Raw genomic sequence first — 19256 nt, 5'->3', positions numbered from 1 at the left:
AAAACCACGAAGACACGAAGGCGCGAAGTTAAAAGAGGGAATCTTTTAATATCAATAACAAATTTTTAAATTTACCAGGCCTGGTAAAACGTATATTTGTACATGATTTACTTCGTGCCTTCGTGTCTTCGTGGTTAATAAAGACAGAAGGAGGTTAAACTAAATGATCTAAACGCTCTTCTAAGTAATGAATATTGCGACCACCATCTTGGAATCCACCGTCATTCATGATTTCACGCTGTAAGTGAATATTGGTTTCAATTCCTTTAATAACCAACTCACTTAATGCACTATCCATACGAGCAATAGCGGTATCACGACAACTACCAAAACAGATTAATTTACCAATCATAGAATCGTAATGTGGTGGGATAGAATAGCCTGTATAAATGTGAGAGTCCCAACGTACACCTAAACCACCTGGCAAGTGCAATCTATTGATTTTACCTGGCGATGGCATAAAGTTTTTAGAAGGGTTTTCAGCATTGACACGACACTCAATGGCGTGGCCTTTTATTTGAATATCTTCTTGTGTCAGTGTTAATTTCATACCAGCAGCAACTTCGATTTGCGCTTTAACTAAATCAATACCGGTTACCATTTCTGTAACGCAATGTTCCACTTGTAAACGTGTGTTCATTTCAATGAAATAGAACTCACCATTTTCATACAAAAATTCAAAGGTTCCGGCACCACGGTAGTTAATTTCAATACATGCATTTACACACGCTTGGCCAATTTTATTACGTTGTTCTTCAGTAACGCCTGGAGCAGGGGCTTCTTCAACAACTTTTTGGTGACGACGCTGCATAGAGCAATCACGTTCACCTAAATGAACGGCGTTACCTTGACCATCGGCTAATACCTGAATTTCAACATGGCGTGGGTTCTCTAAGAACTTTTCCATGTACACTTCTGGATTACCAAAAAAACTACCCGCTTCAGATTTTGTAAGCTGAATAGATTTAAGCAAGTTAGCTTCTGTGTGTACAACACGCATACCACGGCCGCCACCGCCACCAGAAGCTTTGATGATAATTGGGTAACCAATCTGTTTAGCAATACGATGGTTTTCGGCATCGTCTTCACCCAAAGGGCCACCTGAACCAGGTACTGTCGGTACTCCAGCGGCTTTCATTGCGCGAATGGCAGACACTTTGTCACCCATAATACGAATGGTTTCTGCTTTAGGACCAATAAAGGCAAAACCACTTTCTTCAACACGTTCTGCAAAGTCGGCGTTTTCTGATAAGAAACCGTAACCTGGGTGAATCGCGCTCGAATCAGTGACTTCGGCAGCAGAAATAATGGCCGCCATATTTAAATAACTATCTGTTGATGATGGAGGTCCAATACAAACAGATTCGTCCGCTAATAAAACATGTTTTAATTCCGCATCAGCTGTAGAGTGAACAGCGACAGTTTTAATGCCTAATTCTTTACAGGCTCTTAATACGCGAAGGGCAATTTCGCCACGGTTAGCAATTAGAATTTTATCGATCATATTGCTTTCCTTATTCAATTACGAATAGCGTTTGACCAAATTCAACTGGCTCACCATTTACGCCAACAATCTGTTTGATTGTTCCAGCTTTATCAGATTCGATAGGGTTCATGATTTTCATGGCTTCAATAATACAAAGTGTATCGCCTTCAGCAACCTTATCACCGACCTTAACAAATGCGCCAGCATCAGGTGATGGAGAAGAATAAAAAGTACCAACCATTGGAGAGGTTACTTTGTGTCCATTTGCTTCGTTTGAAACAGGGGCTTCTGCTGCTACCGTAGGGGCAACTGGAGCAGCGGCAGCGGCCGCTGGAGCCGCAGCCATTGCAGTAGGAGCTTGAACAAATACTTGTTCTTTACTACGTGAGATACGGATGTTGTGTTCACCTTCTTTGATCTCAATTTCTGCAATATCTGATTGTTCTACAATTTCAATTAGTTTACGAATTGAACGAATATCCATTTTGAATCCTCTGGTTTTTTATTTTTATAGCTTGTATTTACAAGTTATTCAGGTTGAATAGGGTTAAATTTTTTTATGTTTTTTACGGTGACAGCTTAGTCTTCTAACTTGTCAATAATGGCTTCAAAAGCTAATTGATAACCTTTAGTTCCCAGGCCCGCAATAACGCCTTCGGCTAAGTCTGAAAAATAGGAATGATGTCTAAATTCTTCACGCTTATGAATGTTAGACAAGTGAACTTCAATAAAAGGCACATTAATTGTGGCTAAAGCATCACGAATGGCTACGCTTGTGTGAGTAAAGGCGGCAGGGTTAATAATAATGTAGTTAGTCCCATCATCCATTGCTTGATGAATTCGCTCTACAATTTCATGTTCGGCGTTGCTTTGAAAATCAAGCAAACGAACATTGTACTCATCAGCGAGTTCTAGCAAGTTTTCAATAACGTCTTCTAGAGTTTCTGTTCCGTAAATTTCAGGTTCACGTCGTCCCAACATATTAAGGTTTGGTCCGTTAATAACGAGAATAGTTGCCATAACTTGCCTTTGTTAAAGTCTTTACAAGTAAATTTAATGGCTGAATTATAACGTAAGTGTTTCTATATCTCTATGTAAATAACAATAAAACCTAAAGGTTTTTTACGTGAAATGATGCGTTCTGTATTGAAAGTGATAGAAATGAATAAAAATTTAGGTTTAAGCATTTTTAAGATGAAATAAGAAAATTGTGCGTAAAGAGATGACTATTGTGAAGAATGTTTGAATGATTTTTTAAAACTAGGAGGTATTACGCCCCTTTTTTAAGGGGCGCAATATTAAAAGATAAAAATATTATTTGTAAGCTTTATTTATATTGCTCGTAAAGGCTTCTGGCTTTTTAAACCCAACCACTCTTTGTGCTTTTTGTTCTTCACCAGCGCTGTTAAAGAACAAAATGGCAGGTGGCCCAATAATACCAAACTGTTTCATTAAAGCTTTATCCGTGTCATTGTTAGCAGTGACATCCGCTTGCAACAAGGTAACCCCTTTTAAAGCACTGTGAACAGCAGGATCGGTAAAGGTCATGGCTTCCATTTCTTTGCAACTTACACACCAGTCGGCATAAAAATCGAGCATAACAGGGTTGCCTTTGGCGAGTTCGGCTTTAAGATCATCGGCAGATTTAATGGTTTTAAACGTTAAATGTGCTGATTGAGCTTGGGCATGAGAACCGCCTCCTTGAAATACTTTTAATGGTTGAAACATTTGTGTGCTACCACCTAGTAGACCAACCAGTAGTATTGTGCCGTAAAGGAATAAAGCTAAACCTAAACCTTTAATAAGTTTTAACCAACCTGATTTTTCGGCAGTACTTTCAAATGCACCTAAATAAACGGCTGACATAATAAATAGAATTGCCCAACTTAGCATCGCTACTTCAGGTGGCACAATACGCTCTACCATCCAAATAGCCACACCAATTAGCATAACACCAAAGACGGCTTTTACATTGTCCATCCATGCGCCAGCTCTTGGTAATAGTTTACCTGCTGATGTTCCTAGTAGAAGCAGTGGTAAGCCCATACCCATACTCATGGCAAACAGGGCGGTTCCGCCTAAAAGAGCGTCGCCAGTTTGACCAATATAAATTAATGCACCTGCTAAAGGTGGAGCAACACAAGGGCCAACAATTAAGGCCGATAAAAAGCCCATTACAGCCACACCCGTTAAGGTTCCACCTTGTTGTTTGTTAGAAATATTGGTTAATTTTGTTTGTATCGAATTTGGTAGTTGTAACTCGTAGAAACCAAACATAGATAAAGCTAACAATAAGAAAATAGCGGCAAAGCTACCAATTATCCATGGGTTTTGGAAAGCGGCTTGTAAGTTTTCACCAAACATACCTGCTAAAACACCCGCTACCGTGTAGGTTACCGACATGGCAAGTACGTATACCAATGACATAACAAATGCACGTCGAGTGGTGAGTTGATCACCTTGGCCAACAATAATACTGGACAAGATTGGAATCATTGGGAATACACAAGGCGTAAACGCGAGTAATAAACCAAATATAAAGAAGGTCGCAATAACAATCCAAACACTGCTGTTTTTAAGAGTGTCTGCAATTTGATCCGTTTCTGATAGTTCTTGGTTATTTACATTGCTTGTTGTTGCACCTGCTGTTTGACTATTTACTGTTGTGTTTACAGCTGAAGCGTTAACTTCAATTTGTTTTTTAATAGGTGGGTAACAAACGCCTGCTTCGGCTGAACAACCTTGGTACACAATTTGAATAGTGGCTGTGCCTGTAATAGCACTTATAGGCAAAGAGGCTGACAAATTGTTATGGTAAACCATGGTTTTACCAAATAACGGATCATCAATTTGCTCGGCTTTAGGTAATTGTAAAGCGCCAATCGTAGCATCGCCCTTAATTACTGAGGCTTTGATCTTATCTTGGTATAGATGATAACCGTGAGCAATATTCCAGTTCAGTTCTAGTTGACCGTCTTTATTTATATTATCTGCAAAAGCAAAAGCCTTACTGGCTTCTAATAGCTCAGGCTGCTCATCATCGGCTTTTAAATAAGAATTTAATTCAGAGAGAGAACTCGGTTTTTCTTTTGATTGACTTGCGCTTTGTGCGGGTAAATCAACCGTAAAAGTTCTAGTTTGTGGCGGATAACACACGCCAATCTTATCAGCACAACCTTGGTATTTAACCGTAAGTGTGGCCGAACCTGCTGTGGCCGTGTAAGGAATTGTTAAGGTCGCTTGGTTATGAAAAACATCACTCTTTCCAAATAAAGCATCATCTACAGTATCAAATTTAGAATACGTTGGCGTAGATAAGGTGGCATTATCGGCCGTTACAGACATCTTATCTTTGTAAAGTTTATAGTCTTTGGCAATGTTCCAGTGAACAATAATGCTTTGATTCTTTACAGTTGGTTGATTTAAAACAAAAGCTTTATCAACTTCAAGAAGTTCATCGTCTGCTTGAACGTAAGACGAAGAAAATACGCTAATCATCATGAGTAAGCTAGCGAGTAAAATGAATAATTTATTCTGTAAAGCGTATGCGGTAATGCTATTAGGAGAAGATTGTTCTGAATTCATAAGATTTTCTCATTTGTAAGAGCTTGAAAAAAATAAAATAATCGTTATTAACTTAATTAGCTCTTCGATGAAATCTGAGAGCCTTATTGTTTTGAGGAATTATTATAGTCCTTTATTCAATTTAATAAAGTAAGCTTGGGGATAAACCCTAATAATTAACGATTGACTCAATACTTTTATACTCGATTTGAGTTAAATTGTTAGTTAATCCATTAAGAGACCTGTAAATGCGAATTTTATTTCTATTTATTTTTATTGCGCCGCTGATTGAGCTTTATTTTTTAATTCAGTTGGGTGATGTTATTGGTGCTTTACCTACTGTATTGCTGACTATTTTTACCGCTATTTTAGGTGTGGCATTAATGCGAAGCCAAGGCTTAGCTGTTATGCAAAATGCTCAGCTTGAGCTTTCGCAAGGTCATTCACCGCAAGAAAGTATGTTAGAAGGCGTGTTTATTTTTGTGGGTGGCGTATTTCTGTTTTTTCCAGGGTTAATTACGGACTTTATTGGCCTGCTATTTTTAGTACCCTTTATACGCAAATTTTTAATAAGACAGAGCACAAAAGGCATGCAAGCACGTGGCTCATTTCGTTACCAACAAGATGATTCAGTATATGAGGGTGAATGGTCTGAAAAAGCAGATCAACCGCATAAGCAAATAGAGAATGAAATTTTGCACGGTGAATTTGAAGAAAAAAAGAAATAATTAAAAAACACCAGGCCTGGTAAAAACCTGGTGTAGATAGATTGAAACGCATTTTTATGAGTGATAAAAACACGAGGTTTCAAGTAACAATAACAATGTTTTGATGGACTCTAAGTTTTACATCTGCTGTATTTGAACAAATATGTAATCAAACTACCGCGTGTTGTTCACTATAAACATCTACAGATAAAATATTTATGACAGATATTAAAAAGTACGAACTATGTTTATCTAAGATTACTTAATGTTTTAATTTTCGTGCCTCTGTGTCTTCGTGGTTGAATTTTTAAATACTGGTCAATTAATCCATCGCATCTAAAATAGATAAATAACCTTCTCTGTAATCAGGGTAAATAAATTCATACCCTAAGTTCACAATGCGCGCATTAGATAAACGTTTATTGCTTCGCATCTGACGAGATGATTCTTTTGGTTCTGAGTGTTCAACATCGGGTACACACAGTTGTTCAGAAAGCCAGTCATACACCTCGCAAGATAAAGTAGGTTCATTATCTACCCCAATATAAATTGACTCTAAGCTGTTTGGTTTTTCAATGTCTTTATTTAATAAAAAAGCCAACATGCCGGCACAATCTGCTGAATGAATACGGTTACTCCAAACATCTTCCATACAATGTGCTTTACCCGCCAAAACCAGATCAATTAAATGAGTTCTACCAGGTCCGTAAATGCCACCAAAACGAACGATTGTTGCAGGGTATTTACTGTTTAATGCCAGTTCTTCACCTTCTAATAAACGTTTAGTCGAAAAATTAAGATCAGAAGTAGGGCTGTTTTCATTTACTTTTTCACCATCTGATTGGCCAAAAACCGAAGAGCTAGAGATAAAGAAAAAACGTTTAATATTGTGATTTTGTAAAGCTTGTAATGTGTGTTTTACGCCCAAAACGTAGGCTTGATAATAGGCAGAGTCCTTATATTTGCTAGCCGATGCAATATAAAAAACATAATCAATCTCTTTAGGTAGATCAGGCAACGTAAAAGCTAAATCCGCTTGAATGGGAGTAATCTTTTCAGGAAGCTCTTCAATATTGCGTCGTAAGCCAAAAACTGTATGATTTTGCTCGCTCAGTATCGTACCAAGCTGACAACCAATATCACCACATCCCACAATCAAAATATTCGCCATTTGTTCTCTTCCAAATATGTAAAGTCATTTTCTGCAATAGTATGCATAAACAGTAAAAAATACAATATGAACAGATGAAATATTTATGTAAGAATTTTGAAATTACCATCCAATAATCGAGTTGGAGTAAGAAATACCAGGCCTGGTAAAACGTTTGGAAATAGGAGAGGATAAGATTATTGTGAATTGTTTAATGCTAAATGACATAAAACAGTAGGCAATAAAAAAAGCCACGTTAAATATTTAACGTGGCTTTTTAGTATTAACTAATGATTCTGTTAAGAATTAGAAGTTGTAACGAACACTAACCGTGTACGCTGCTTGAGAGTGCTTGGTTGTATTTGTAGATGGATTTCCCTGGGTTAGCTGTGTAGTATCAACTGTTGTTTTAATTTCTGGAGCGATAACAACCGCTGCATCAATAGCAACATTTTTAGTTAAGTTATAACCGCCACCGAAAGAGAAGTGATCTTCTGTAACTGCAGGGAAGAATATATTGTTAAATGTATTTTTTACTGCACCTGCGTAAGAAGTTGTTCCGTTAAATCGTTTGATTGGATTGTCCGCTCTATTATAACCCGCACCTAACCAATATCCATTTCCTGAGTATTTAGCACCAATAGAGATAACATTTTGGTCTTCCCAGCCAAAGTCTTTAAAGCCTTTGGCATCACCCCATTGGATTTGTTTGAAATCACCCGTAAGTGTGATGTTATCCATTTGATAAGCAATACCCGCTTTTAATTCTGCTGGTTGTTCTAAGTGGTTGCCAAATGCAGAAGTAAAGTCAGAACTAGGGTTTATAAATGGTGTAGATGCTGTTGATAGTTGATCATCATATTTCATGTCAATTGAAGAGGTATAACTAGCAGCAACGGTTAAGTCTTTATTAACATCAAAATAACCACCTATGCTAAAGCCCATACCTAGATCTGATTGACTACCTTTACCAACATTTTTCTTGTATGTTGGAGACATAGGATTGTTAGCAGTAGCGTAGTTAATGTCTAAAGCACCATATTGAATAACTGGTGAGAAACCAATACCAAAGTTATCTTCATTGTATGCAAGGGTTGGTACAAAACGCATAATCTGCAAGTTTGTTTGTGCTTCAAATTGATTCATAATACCAGTCGTAGGAGAGTTTTTGTTACTTGCGTAGTCAACACCCATACCAGAAGTACCATACATACCAATACCAAATGTTAAATTTTCATTTATACGGCTAACTAGGGATACAGATGGAATAACATATGTGTCCCCAGAGCTATCTGAGTATTCTTATCCGTCCGCATCAAAAAGACCATTGTTACTAACATCAGGAGTAAATAAAGTCCCACCGAATGAGAATTCAGTACCCGTTGATTTACCGATCATTGCAGGGTTAACAACTACGTTTTCTGCACCGTAATATGCTGCAACACCAGTTCCACCCATTGCAGAAGACTGTGCGCCAACACCTGTCATGTTTGTTCCGTTTGTAGCCATCGCAGATGATGCGAACACTGCTGTTGAAATTGCCAAAGCTAATTTAGTCTTTTTCATGTTTCTTCATTCTCTCTTGTTTTTTTAGTTCTATTCTAACTTGCCAAGGTTTGTATGCCTTACTTGGCTTGTTTTCTTTGTCGGAAACTACTATGCAATATTTATTTTTACTTTGGTAATTAAAAAAATTTAATAAGTCATTAGTTTCTATATCAGAAGTTGGTAATATTTTAATATATAGCCATATAAGTTTTTTTACTGGTTATAAGTGTTTGAAAATTATGAATAAAATAATAATTAGAATGAAAAAGATATTTTGCAATAAATAAGTATTAGCATCTGCTTATATATGGTTTTTACTTATGTTGTAAAAAAGCAACACTCTTTGAGGTTATGTGTTTCTGGTTAAAGCTATATGTTGAGTTTGAGTATGTGGTTCTTTTTGGAAGGTCTTGTTTCTTGTGAGTTGTAAATAGATATGGTTTTGAGTAGGTAGGTATGTTTTTTTATTATGTGTTGGTTGTTTTTTATGAATGTGAATTGAGGCAGATTGAGTTTTTGAAAATAAAAAACCGCGAGTTGTTTATTAACAATTCGCGGTTTTGTTTTAAGCCTGTTTATTTTACCTTATGGTTACTTAATTTTGTAATCACAGGAATTAGCAGGCCTGGTAAAACGGAATGGGATTCTTAAAATTAGAATGCGCCAGTTTTACCTTTTTGTAACATTTCCCACATGGTGTTACGAACTTGCATAGTAGCTTTTAACAATTCTGGAGGCATTTTTTTACCCATTTTAATTGCCATATCCATGTTCATTGTGTAAAGGTGAAGACGACCATCTGGCTCTTCAATAATGTTTACACGACAAGGTAGGAAACCACCCATTGCTGGAGAGAAGTCAACCATTTTACGAGCTGTTTCTGGGTTACAGAATGACATTACGTGAATAACACCAGATTTTACACCACGTGCTTTTAGTTCTTCAGAAAGCGGTAGTTCACCAACGTTTTTAATGTTGTTGTTAATACCAACGGCATTAATTGCATCAATAACGTCTTCTAGTTCAACACCTTCGTCTACGGTCACTTCCCACATGGTTGCATCGGCAATATCACCGTCAGAAGCTACCCATTTGTCCCAGACTTGCATGAATGTGTCACCAGCACCGTCGTTTAGGTTACTGATTGCGTTCATTGTTCCACAACCTGATAGTGTTGTTACTGTTACAGCTAAAATACCTGCTTTAAATAAGTTTGATAATTTCATTCTTTTCTCCGTTGCAATTGGATATTTTATATATTGAGTAGGATTATATTTCCCAGCTCCAATTTGGTCAGTATGTAGATTACAGACTAATGAATCAATTGCAAAACTAAAAAAATTATAGGTTTTATAACTTTATTTTATTAAGATTCGCTAATACTCTAATATGTTCATGAATCACTAAGGGTAAACCCTAATGATTCTAATAAGTTATTGAGTTTTGAATTTTGAGTTTTCAAAATATTATGTTGATGCCATTCTCTATAAATAGGAAAATTCCTTCTATAATTTTCATATTTTTGTTGTGTTTCTAAGATGTTTTTTGAACGAATGGCTAAATCGTCATTAACAATATTATGTGTTTGGGTAAAAAGAGTGTTGAGTGTTTTTTGTATAGATTCACATTCAATTAGCTTAATGACTTTTGGGTTTTCTGGCAATTGGTGTTGCCAATCATCGCTCTGTTTTATGTTCCAGTTTTGGCACAGGGCGTGGTAAACCATAGAACTGCCAGCTACCTTTGCATCTAAAGAATGCCCTGCAATATGAGGGGTGGCAATAAGCGCTGTTTTATAAAGAGCTGCGTCAATATTTGGTTCATTTTCCCAACAATCTATAATATTGCATAAAGTTGGGGTGTGTGACCAGGCTTGTTCATTAATAATGCCACCACGAGCGGCATTAATGATAATTTGGTTAGGTTTTATTTTAGCAAGCCTAGCCGCAGACAATAATTGGTGTGTGGGAAATGGCCCATCATACGTAAGCGGTGTATGTACGGTAATAATGTCAGCCGTTAAACACGTATCTAAGTCTGCAAAGTCAGGGTTTTTTACCAGGCCTGGTTCTTTTTTAAGTCTGGGTGGATCATTTAATATGCATTGAATCCCTAATATTTTAGCTTTGTTATAGACGCGTTGACCTACATTACCTACGCCAATAATGCCAAGGGTTTTTTGTGTTAAATCAAAATCGAATTGTTCGGCAACATTAAATAATATGGTAATGATAAATTCAGCAACAGAATTAGCATTACAACCTTGAGCGGAATAAAAAGTGATGTTGTTATTTTTAAGGAAATCTTGGTCAATATGGTCTAAGCCAACAACCGTACTGCCTACAAAAGTTACGGAACTTCCTTTTAATAGTGATTCATTTACCTGCGTTCTAGAGCGCACAATAAGAGCATCTGCGTCTTTAACCGTTTCTGCCGTTATGGATTTACCAGGCAGAGTAATAATCTCTCCAAAGTGAGAAAAGATAGCTTGGGCATAAGGTACGGCATCATCGATAACAATTTTTTTAGTTTTCATAGGTGTTTTATACTTATATATAGGGTTAATGTTTTGTGCAAAGCGTTAAAAGGCTTAAGTAGATTTATCTATTTTGCCATGGATGCATTTAAGGTGGTAATTGTTTATAAAGATATATGATGTGTAAACATGATTACTTGTAATATTTAATGAACACAGTGCCAGTAAAAAAATAAAAAAGAGATGAGTTTTGAAACAGAAAGCAGAAAAAATCTTAATTAAAGGTGATAAAGGCAATATTGAACTACGTGTTAAGCATGCTCCCCATCATGCACAAAACCCTAAAAAACAATTGGCGGTGATTAGTCATCCGCACCCTTTATATGGTGGCACCATGGATAATAAAGTGGTGACTACTTTAGAACGGACTTTTTTACATTTAGGTTATAGCACGGTGGCCTATAATTTTAGAGGCGTGGGTCAAAGTGATGGTGAATACGATAATGGGCAGGGCGAGCAAAAAGACTTGCAAACAGTTGTTCGTTGGGCGCAAACAGAGTATACGTATGAAAAAACGGTGTTAGCAGGTTTTTCATTTGGTAGTTATGTGACTTTGCAGGCGTATAGACACTGTAATGTGCATGCGCTTTGTACCGTAGCGCCACCCGTGGGATTGTACGATTTTAGCGGTCTTTATGATATAGCCTTGCCTTGGGTGTTGATTCAGGGCGGGCAAGATGAAGTGGTATCCCCACAAGAAATCCTAGATTGGGCTATGGGCTTAGAGACTAAACCCGATCTTTATTGGAGAGATAAGGCGAGCCACTTTTTTCATGGTGAGTTAATCTGGTTAAGGAAGGTGGTAGAAATGGCTTTTTAATGTGGAGATTATATAAAGCCATTAATCGATTTGATATAAAAGCATAACTATATAAGTATTTACTTATATGTGTAATGTGAATATAATATTAGAAATCGCTTATATACTAATAAGCTTGAGTTATCTCTAAATACTCGCTATTGTTGCCTAAATAATGAATTTATAGGTAATAAGGTTTAGCGGGAAAATTCGAGTCATAAAAAAGGATGGAAAACCATCCTTTTTTGCTTTCTAAGCTAAAGTATTTTGAATGAGAATATTGAGTAGTTTGAGTCAAAATGGAACTAAAAAATATGGTAAAACGTAATTTAACGGCATGGGTTATTGCATTATCGGCAAGCATGCCTTTAGCTGTCCAAGCACAAGAGTATGACTTTAAAGCCTGTGTTGAAAGTGCTTTAAATCAAAACCCAGAAATGACGGCTAGTTCGGCAAGAATTAACCAGGCAGAAGGCGCTTTAACTAAAGCAGAATCTAGCCGTATGCCACAAATTACGCTTTCTGTAACAGGCAGTAATTCAGATAATGCGTTAAATGTATTTGGTATGAAACTTCAACAACGTCAGGCTAGTTTAGGTGATTTTGGTATGGGTGATACTGGCGCTTTTGCTACTGGTGGAAACGTTAATTCTGGTTTTGTTCCTCCTTCATTAAACCACCCAGACGCGCACACCGATTTTAATACCCGAATTGATATTTTAATCCCGGTTTGGAACGGCGGTAAAATTGGTAGTTACGAAGACCAAGCCGCAGCCATGATTAGTGCGGCTAAAAAAGGTGATTTAGCCGTACAACAGTTTTTAACGTATAACGTTTATCAGGCTTACGAGGCCGTACATGCCGCTCGTTCATATATTACGGTAGCCAAGCAAGCGGTGCAAACCGCAGATTCCTATGTAAAAACCACTAATAACTTAGTTGAACAAGGGGTGGTAGTTCGTTCTGAATATTTAAGCGCAAAAGTAAACCAGTCAAGCGCTGAAGTCGCGTTACTTAAAGCTCAAGGGCAAGAGCAAATTGCCTTAGATACGTTAAAAATGTTAATGAACGTTTCTGATGGTGCACAGGTTGATGTGGCACAGCGAGTAGACTTGGAACTGCCCGTTGATAATGTTGATGACCTTTTGGATATGGCGCTAAATGGCAACTATGAATTAGATGCCAAACGTAAAGAAGCCGCTTCAAGTGTGTTTTCAGTAGAAGCAGCAAAAGCAGATTATTACCCTAATTTTAATGTTATGTTAAGACAAGATTGGAATGATGAGAGTTTAGCGTTAAACAATGGCTCTTATACTATTGCGGGTGTTGTTTCTTGGAAAATTACCGATTTTGGTGTGACTCGTGGTTCAGTGGATATGGCAAATGCATCCGCCGCAGAGAAACAAGCCAAGGTTCAATCACAAGAAAATAAAATTCGTTTAGATGTTTTAACATCGTGGCGCAAATTACAAATAGCAAAAAAACAAGTTGAGTCAAGCTTGTTAGCTGTGCAACAAGCAACTGAAGCTCAAAAACTGATAGGTAAACGATATAAGAATGGCGTATCTACTATTACAGAGGTGCTTGCAGGTGAAACTCAGTTGGATAAAGCGCGTGCAGATTTGGTTTCTGCACGCTATGACGTAAATGTACTTAAAGCTAAGTTATTGTTGCTAACAGGGCGTATGGATATTAGCCGCATTTAGTGTTAACAAATTTAAACGGATTTAAAGATGAATAAGAATATGGAATTGAGGTTCAAAATGAAACAAGTCTCTAAAGTGTTGGGAATGTCATTATTAGTGGCAACTTTGGGTTTATCTGGTTGTAATCATAATGATGAAGAAAATACGAACCAAGCAGAATCTAGAACGGTTGTTGCAGACGTTTATACGGTGTCATTAGGAACGGTTCCATTAACAGCAACAGTACCTGGTGCGGTTGTTCCAGATCAAAAAGCACAAATTGCTTCACGCCTTATGGGATACATTAAAAACTTAGATGTAAAGGTTGGGCAAAAAGTAAAACGTGGGGACTTGCTGTTTTCTATTGATTCTGGAGATATTAAAAGCAAAATTTCGCAAGCACGTTCAGGCTATCAACAAGCCCAAGCGTCTTTAACGGATGCTCGTTTAGACTTTAATCGTTTTACAAAGTTGTACAAAGAAGATTCTGTTTCTAAACAGCAATATGACAAAATTCGCTTGCAATTGAGTGTGGCTGAAGAAAATTTATCATCCGCTAGATCAGGACTAAATCAGGCTAAAGCACAATTGAACTACGCCAATGTTAAGGCGCCATTTGACGGTGTTATTGTTCAAAAAAATGCGGTTGCTGGTTCTTTGGCTGCCCCAGGTAATCCAATCGTTGTAATGGAAAATATGACTTCTTTGAGTGTGCAAACGCAGGTTTCAGCAGATTTGTATGCTGCGTTGCGCATTGGCGATACTGCTCAAATTATGCTGGATGGTATTGATAAGCCATTTGTAGGTACCATTTATACCTTGGTAAGTGCTGCAGATCCAAAGTCACGTACACATACGGTTAAGCTTAGTTTGCCTAATGTAAATGATGTAAATAGTGGGACCTTTGCACGAGTGAGTTTTGTGCGTGGTGAGCGTCAAACAATGATGTTGCCAAACTCTGCTGTTGTAAATAGAGCGGGTATTGATGGGGTGTTTGTGGTTGAAAATGGGCGAGCATTTTTTCACATGGTAAGAACTGGCGCTGAAATTAATGGCATGGTTGAAATACAAGCTGGTTTAGCATTAGGTGAGCAGATTGTTACCAGTAATAACGCTGATATGTTAAATGGTGAAATCATTGAAGCTGAAGAGTCTGTTAAATCTGATGAAACTGTGAAAGCGGCCAAAGGGGAATAATATGGCTGATAATCAAGCTCAAGAACCAACAAAGCCTGATACAAGTTTGAATATTGCAGGTAAGTTAGCAAAAGCATTTATTCATTCAAAAATAACAATGATGATGGTCGTTGCTGTAACCCTGGCAGGGATTATGGCATACCTGATTACGCCCCGTGAATATAACCCGCAAATTGTAGTTCCAGCCGCCAATATTATTGTGCCTAAAGCAGGTGCAACCCCTGAAGAAGTTAATAATATGGTGGTGAAGCCATTAGAGACTATTTTAAGTGCTTTACCAGGTGTTGATCATACTTTTGGTTATGCCTCAAACGATTTTGGGGTGGTGACAGTACAGTTTGAAGTAGGTGAAAACCAAGTAGATAGTTTGGTTAAAGTGTACAACCAAATTATGCAAAACATGGATAAGATGCCACCTGATACACAGCAACCGTTAATTAAACCAATTAACGTAGATGATGTACCAATTATGACCTTAGCAGTCACTTCTAAAGAATTATCGGGTTATGATTTACGTGATATTTCTTTAAAGCTAGTTGAAAACTTACGCAATATTCCAGGGGTATCTTTTTCAGACGTAGTGGGCGGAAAAAAACGTGCTATTAACGTATGGCTAGATGCTCAAAAAATTGCTTTAACAGGCCTGTCTTTAGACCAAGTTAGCGAAATGTTAAAAGGCAGTAATGTTTCATTGCCAGTGGGTTCTGTGGTAAACAATAACCGCAATAAGCTTATTCGTGTTAATGGTTACTTAGGTAATGCTAAGCAAGTGGGTGAGATTGTTATTGGTTCAGATAATGGTCGTCCTATTTATTTAAAAGATATAGCAACCATAAAAGATGGACCACAAGAATCTCAAAGTTATACCCGTTTAGGGTTTGGTCCTGGGTCTAAGCAGGCAGGTAATGAAGAGCAGCAAGCGGTTACCATTACCTTAGCTAAAAAACCAGGTACAAATGCCGTTAATGTTGCCAATGCGGTTCTAGATCAGCTTGCTAAACTTAAAAAATCAGTTATACCTGCTAATGTTCATATTGTTGTAACGCGTAATGATGGTGAAAAAGCCAATTCTGCGGTAAATCTTTTAATGGAGCACTTAGGGATAGCTGTAGCGTCTGTTGTGGTTATTTTGGTTTTATTTTTAGGTTGGCGTGAAGCAGGGATTGTTACCTTAACGGTGCCGTTAATCCTGTTTGTGGTTTTGTTTATAGGTATGCTTGCAGAACAAACCATTAACCGAATCACTTTATTTGCACTTATTTTATCGTTGGGGCTATTAGTTGATGCCGCCATTGTAGTTATAGAGAATATTCATCGGCATATTCATCAAGGTTTTGACCCTGAAAAGTTTGATGAGGTACTCATTAAGGCCACCAATGAAATTGGTAACCCAACAAACGTAGCAACCATTGCGGTTATTTTAGCCTTTATTCCTATGTTATTTGTAACAGGTATGATGGGGCCGTTTATGGCACCTATACCATTTAATGTACCTGTTGCAATGATTGCCTCTTTGGTTGTGGCTTATATTCTAGTGCCTTATTTGGCTTATAGGTTATTGGGCAAAAAAGCCATTAAAGAGATGAAAAGACGTGAAGATCTTGAGGTAAAACACGAAAATAAAGATGATTGGATGCAAAAGCTTTATGTAAAAGCGATTAGTCCAATGATTGAAAGTCGTACTAAGCGAAATATCTTCTTATTTGTGGTTTTATTTTCTCTTATCGCCGCTATGATTCAGCCAGCATTGCAGTTTATGCGTGGCGATGGCATGAATAAACCATTACATCCTTTGGGTGTAGAAGTAAAAATGCTTCCTTATGACAATACCAGTACCTTTTTAATACAGGTTGATATGCCAGAAGGCACGGCATTAGAAGCAACGGATCGTGTTGTTCGTCATGTAGGTGAGCGTTTAACCTTTACTAAGTTTGTCACTGACTATAGTGTGTATTTGGGTAATCACGCACCTATTGATTTTGCCGCTCTAGTGCGTGGTGATTTAATTAAAGAGGGTTCTAATTTTGCACAAATACGTGTAAACCTAGTCAATAAGCACGATAGAAATGTTTCTTCGCATCAAATTGTTGAACAGTTAAATGTTGATCTCAATGAACTGCGCAAAGCCTTTCCATCGGCTAATATAAAAATTTATGAAACGCCACCTGGACCACCAGTAACTACGCAAGTTATGGCAGAATTATATGGACCAGATTATGATAAGTTGCGTGAAGCTGCAGCTGAAGTAAGTAAGGCGTTTCACGAGGTTTACGGCTTAGTTAATATTGATGACTCGGTTACATCAGATAATGTGAGTTATCAGATTAATATCGACAATGAACAAGCCAGTTTATTAGGTGTCGCCCCTGCACAAGTTAGTAAAATGTTACGTGACTATATCAACGGTTTTGAGCTGGGTTATATGCATTTAGATGATGTACGTGAGCCTGTAAATATTATTGTGCGTTTACCGCGTTCAGAAAGAACGGTAGCAGAGCAATTAATGTCTTTACAAGTTCAATCACGTTCAGGTGCATCAGTGCCATTATCGGCCGTGGCTAAAGTACAAGAAGAGTTGTATGCCAAACCTATTTTAGGTCGTGATCAACATCAAATGGTCATGGTGGGTGGTGAGTTACTGCAATCAAGTCCTGTGTATGCGGTATTAACACTGGATAAAATGTTAGATGGCATTAAATTACCAAACTCAGGCGTGACTTTTCACACGGCTAACTTAGGTTTTGTACAAGCTAAGCCAGATGATGTAATGAATTATAGTCTTTTATGGGGCGGAGAAATGCGTCTAACATTGGATGTGTTCCGAGATATGGGTAGTGCGTTTATTGTCGCTTTAATCTTTATCTATTTGATATTGGTAGGTTATTACAAATCATTTATGATGCCTGTTATTGTTATGGGAGCGATTCCATTAACGATGATTGGTGTGTTCCCAGGGCATTGGTTAACAGGTCAAGCATTTACCGCAACATCAATGATAGGGGTCATAGCTCTGGCGGGTATTGTGGTACGGAATTCGTTGTTGTTAATTGACTTTATTTTAGAGTATCGAGCAGAAGGTAAATCATTAAAAGATGCGGTTATTGAAGCCGGTAAGGTACGTTTCCGTCCAATCTTATTAACGGCATTAGCCATTATGTTTGGTTCTATGATTATGATTACCGACCCTGTATTTGGCGGGTTAGCGGTATCGTTAATCTTTGGAACGCTTTCATCTACCGTCTTAACTTTATTAGTCATTCCATTAATGTATTACATATGGCAGTGGCACGGTGGCGTTAAGCAACAAGAAGAACTAGAAAGACAATCTAAAATTTAAGATATGACTTTCACGTTCTGTTAAAGAAACCGGGTTTTAACCCGGTTTTTTTATATCTAAAATACTTCAGAGCTGATTTTTTAATTTACCAGGCCTGGTAAAAATAAATTAGGTCTCATATAGGTACTAAGATATTAAAAATATGAAAAATATTAGCTAAGCATAGCTTTTAAATTATGTGTCATAAGCCTTTTGGTTATAACCCTTTAAGCGAATAACCCATTGCCTGTTTTATTAAATATTCGTTTAAATACAATTGTTGTTAGCTTGTAAAACTCTTGCTGTCTTTGTGGTTTAATCTTTGTTTTATTAATAACCTAAAATAGTTTTACTGCTTTAATTTTAGTAAATGGTGTGTTTGCAAAACAAAGGAGGATAAAAGCATTAATCGTAAATATTAAATGAATTTACTTTTCTTAAGACAAGAACAATTAAGCGGGTATACTTTATCTTCATGTTTTATACATGGTTGTATCACTAACACAGGAAAATGAAAATGAAAAAAATAGCTCAAGCCCTAATTGTTGCAGGTGTTACTTTAACCGCGTCATTACCCGTTTATGCAGAAGAAGCTATGACTGTCAATGTAGCTCGCATTACCGCTGATACGGCTAATACTATTGCCGTGAATACAATTAAAGCATGTCGAGAAAAAGGGATTCCCATTAGTGTTACCGTGGTTGATAGAAACGGAATTGTCCAAGTTCAAATGCGCGATACCGTTGCGCCACCAGTATCATTAAATATCAGTAAGAAAAAAGCCTATACATCCGTTATGTTTAACGTTAAAGGTTCACAGCTAGAAGGTCGTGCAAAAGGTCCATTACCAACAATTGGTGAAGGTCTAGCGTTTATGGCTGGTTCAACGCCTATTATGGCTGGTGGTAAACTTTACGGCGCTATTGGTGTAAGCGGTGCGCCAGATGGTAAAGATGATGAAGCTTGTGCCGTTGCAGGTTTAGAATCGGTTATTGATGATTTAGAAATGCAATAAAGGCGGCAATAAGCGGGTAGTAAACTAATTTACCGAAGAGTGCTTAGTTACCTAGACAATAATTCTTTAAGCACGTATAATGCCCGCTTGTTTGGGAGAGCTGGCTGAGAGGCTGAAGGCGCACGCCTGGAAAGTGTGTATAGGGTTAAACCTATCGAGGGTTCGAATCCCTCGCTCTCCGCCAATATTCGAAAAAGAACCCGTCCCAGACGGGTTTTTTTATGCCCGAATTCCTTGTATTTACTGGCTTTAT

The 19256-nt window shown here is 37.5% G+C and carries 14 protein-coding genes, 1 tRNA gene and 1 pseudogene; 7 read left to right on the top strand and 9 right to left on the bottom strand.

Annotated elements, in window-relative coordinates; genetic code table 11:
* Positions 1-154: 154 nt before the first annotated feature.
* The 4 genes from accC to dsbD all read right to left on the bottom strand — a co-directional run bounded on the left by accC (position 155) and on the right by dsbD (position 5071).
* Entirely contained in the window at positions 155-1504 is a 1350-nt protein-coding gene (gene accC, locus ACYQ0E_RS10105; protein WP_460188099.1) for an acetyl-CoA carboxylase biotin carboxylase subunit, read from the bottom strand.
* Between the two features lie 10 nt (positions 1505-1514).
* A complete protein-coding gene (gene accB, locus ACYQ0E_RS10100; RefSeq protein WP_460188098.1) occupies positions 1515-1970 on the bottom strand; it encodes an acetyl-CoA carboxylase biotin carboxyl carrier protein in 456 nt (151 codons plus the stop codon).
* A 95-nt stretch (positions 1971-2065) separates the two neighbouring features.
* On the bottom strand, positions 2066-2506 hold the full coding sequence (gene aroQ / locus ACYQ0E_RS10095; protein ID WP_460188097.1) for a type II 3-dehydroquinate dehydratase: 441 nt from the start codon (positions 2504-2506) through the stop codon (positions 2066-2068).
* A gap of 294 nt (positions 2507-2800) precedes the next feature.
* Complete coding sequence (dsbD, locus tag ACYQ0E_RS10090) at positions 2801-5071, bottom strand: protein-disulfide reductase DsbD (RefSeq protein ID WP_460188096.1); 2271 nt, start codon at positions 5069-5071, stop codon at positions 2801-2803.
* Positions 5072-5298: 227 nt separating this feature from the next.
* Between dsbD and ACYQ0E_RS10085 the strand changes: the two genes are divergently transcribed.
* A complete protein-coding gene (locus ACYQ0E_RS10085) occupies positions 5299-5778 on the top strand; it encodes an FxsA family protein (protein WP_460188095.1) in 480 nt (159 codons plus the stop codon).
* 301 nt (positions 5779-6079) lie between these two features.
* Here ACYQ0E_RS10085 and ACYQ0E_RS10080 read toward each other — a convergent pair whose 3' ends face one another.
* From ACYQ0E_RS10080 to ACYQ0E_RS10060, 5 genes and pseudogenes are all read right to left on the bottom strand, one after another.
* Positions 6080-6928, bottom strand: a complete 849-nt coding sequence (locus ACYQ0E_RS10080) for an NAD-dependent epimerase/dehydratase family protein (protein WP_460188094.1) — start codon at positions 6926-6928, stop codon at positions 6080-6082.
* Between the two features lie 285 nt (positions 6929-7213).
* Positions 7214-8188, bottom strand: a pseudogene (locus ACYQ0E_RS10075) (OmpP1/FadL family transporter); the annotation flags it as partial.
* Positions 8189-8209: 21 nt separating this feature from the next.
* Positions 8210-8395: a hypothetical protein gene (locus tag ACYQ0E_RS10070; protein ID WP_460188093.1), complete on the bottom strand. Its 186-nt coding sequence runs from the start codon at positions 8393-8395 to the stop codon at positions 8210-8212.
* 713 nt (positions 8396-9108) lie between these two features.
* Positions 9109-9681, bottom strand: coding sequence for a DUF302 domain-containing protein (locus tag ACYQ0E_RS10065; RefSeq protein ID WP_460188092.1), 573 nt, complete (start codon positions 9679-9681; stop codon positions 9109-9111).
* A gap of 167 nt (positions 9682-9848) precedes the next feature.
* Entirely contained in the window at positions 9849-10991 is a 1143-nt protein-coding gene (locus ACYQ0E_RS10060; protein ID WP_460188091.1) for a 4-phosphoerythronate dehydrogenase, read from the bottom strand.
* Positions 10992-11181: 190 nt separating this feature from the next.
* Between ACYQ0E_RS10060 and ACYQ0E_RS10055 the strand changes: the two genes are divergently transcribed.
* From ACYQ0E_RS10055 to ACYQ0E_RS10030, 6 genes are all read left to right on the top strand, one after another.
* Positions 11182-11811 (top strand): alpha/beta hydrolase, encoded by a 630-nt coding sequence (locus ACYQ0E_RS10055; protein WP_460188090.1) that lies wholly within the window; start codon positions 11182-11184, stop codon positions 11809-11811.
* Positions 11812-12104: 293 nt separating this feature from the next.
* A complete protein-coding gene (locus ACYQ0E_RS10050) occupies positions 12105-13496 on the top strand; it encodes a TolC family protein (RefSeq protein WP_460188089.1) in 1392 nt (463 codons plus the stop codon).
* A 57-nt stretch (positions 13497-13553) separates the two neighbouring features.
* A complete protein-coding gene (locus ACYQ0E_RS10045; protein WP_460188088.1) occupies positions 13554-14672 on the top strand; it encodes an efflux RND transporter periplasmic adaptor subunit in 1119 nt (372 codons plus the stop codon).
* Position 14673: 1 nt separating this feature from the next.
* A complete protein-coding gene (locus ACYQ0E_RS10040; protein ID WP_460188087.1) occupies positions 14674-18009 on the top strand; it encodes an efflux RND transporter permease subunit in 3336 nt (1111 codons plus the stop codon).
* Between the two features lie 496 nt (positions 18010-18505).
* Positions 18506-19003 (top strand): GlcG/HbpS family heme-binding protein, encoded by a 498-nt coding sequence (locus tag ACYQ0E_RS10035; RefSeq protein ID WP_460188086.1) that lies wholly within the window; start codon positions 18506-18508, stop codon positions 19001-19003.
* Positions 19004-19097: 94 nt separating this feature from the next.
* A tRNA-Ser gene (locus tag ACYQ0E_RS10030) sits at positions 19098-19187 on the top strand.
* Positions 19188-19256: the final 69 nt, after the last annotated feature.

The organism is Thiomicrorhabdus hydrogeniphila, from assembly GCF_054656895.1.
The sequence above is the reverse complement of the archived record's forward strand: the minus strand, read 5'-3'. Positions and strand labels throughout refer to the sequence as shown.